This is a genomic window from Enterococcus italicus (assembly GCF_023743875.1).
GTDB lineage: Bacteria > Bacillota > Bacilli > Lactobacillales > Enterococcaceae > Enterococcus_G > Enterococcus_G italicus.
The window spans coordinates 1-1,598 of the sequence record NZ_JAMRVB010000014.1 but is presented as its reverse complement, the minus strand read 5'-3'; the positions used below and the strand labels follow the sequence as shown (position 1 = coordinate 1,598).

The window sequence follows — 1,598 nt, the reverse complement described above, 5'->3', positions numbered from 1 at the left end:
GGGGGTGCGGACATAATCCTGGACCAAAAATGAACTCAGGAGGAATGCCCGTATGTTTTCCCACGAAGAACGTGTAAAAGCAATTCAGTTATTTTTAAAGTACGATTATTCCTATGCAGCTACCATTCATGAATTAGGCTATCCGTCAGTTGGCGCACTTCGCAAATGGTACAAGGAATATTTGATATCTGGAGAGCTTCATTCGAATTACCAAAAAAAATCAAAGTATTCTGAAGAACAAAAACAAATAGCTGTGAATCATTATTTTGAATATGGACAGTGCTATGCAAGGACGATTCGACTGCTTGGTTACCCTAATCGAGAGTCTTTACGGCAATGGTGTGAAGAACTAGCGCCCGGGGCTAGAAAACTTAGGAAAAGTGCGGTACAGTTAAACCAAGATCAAAAAGATGACGTGTTGAGAAAGTTTTACAAACCTCGAACCAATAGAAAAAAGTTAGCTAAAGACGAAGGCATCAGTCGAGGATCGCTTTACCAATGGAAAAATACGTTTCTTGGAAAGGATTTCCCATTTCGCATGACTTCAAAAAATCAAGGCAACCAAAAAGAATTACTTTTAAAAGAAGTGGAAGAATTACAAAAACAAGTACACCAATTACAACTCGAAAAAGCATTGCTAGAGGGAGCTGCTGAACTGCTAAAAAAAGAAAAAGGCATCAATCTTCTTTATCTATCAAATCAAGAAAAAACGATATTGATTGATGCTCAACGAAATCGATTTACGTTGAAGGAGCTGCTTCAACAACTTAAGTTGTCTAAAAGTAGCTATTTTTATCAAAAAAAGGCACTTGAGAAACCAGATAAATATGTTGAAGAACGTCAATTGATCATGACTATTTTCAACAGTAACTTCTGTGCTTATGGTTACCGCAGAATTCACCAAGCTTTAAAAAACATGGGGAAAAGCCTATCTGAAAAAGTCATACGTAGATTAATGCTTGAGGAAAATTTGATGATTAAATTTTCTAAGCGAAAAAAATACTCTTCATATGTTGGAGAAATTACTCCTGCACAACCAAATCTTTTGAATCGTAATTTCAAAGCAGAAAAACCAAATGAAAAATGGTTAACAGATATTACTGAGTTTAAAATTCCTGTAGGAAAAGTTTATTTATCCCCACTTGTTGATTGTTATGATGGAGCTATTATTAGCTGGACCATCGGAACAAAGCCTGATTCAGAATTAGTGAATACTATGCTAGATACTGGGATAGCTACCTTGCAAGATCAAGAATACCCGATTATTCATTCGGATCGTGGTGCTCACTATCGATGGCCAGGTTGGATCGAACGAATGAACAAGGCAAACTTGCCTCGTTCTATGTCTAAAAAGGGGTGCTCGCCAGATAACTCAGCGTGTGAAGGTTTCTTTGGACGTTTAAAGAATGAAGTGTTTTATCAACGTGACTGGAAAAACACAACAATCAATCAGTTTATCGATCAGGTAGATGACTATATCCATTGGTACAATAATCAACGAATCAAGTTATCTTTAGGAGGACTAAGTCCACTTCAATATCGGAAGAAACAAGGATTTATTTGTTAAAAAAGGTCCAGAAAAACATCCGCACCCCCTT

The 1,598-nt window shown here is 36.9% G+C and carries 1 protein-coding gene; it reads left to right on the top strand.

All coding sequences use genetic code 11. The features are described from left to right. The first annotated feature begins 52 nt into the window (after window positions 1-52). Window positions 53-1,567, top strand: coding sequence for an IS3 family transposase (locus NE257_RS11450; protein WP_251886524.1), 1,515 nt, complete (start codon window positions 53-55; stop codon window positions 1,565-1,567). Window positions 1,568-1,598 lie beyond the last annotated feature (31 nt).

Coding starts and splice junctions, on each gene's coding strand:
- NE257_RS11450 (WP_251886524.1), top strand. CDS start 53: ATGTTTTCCCACGAAGAACGTGTAAAAGCAATTCAGTTATTTTTAAAG.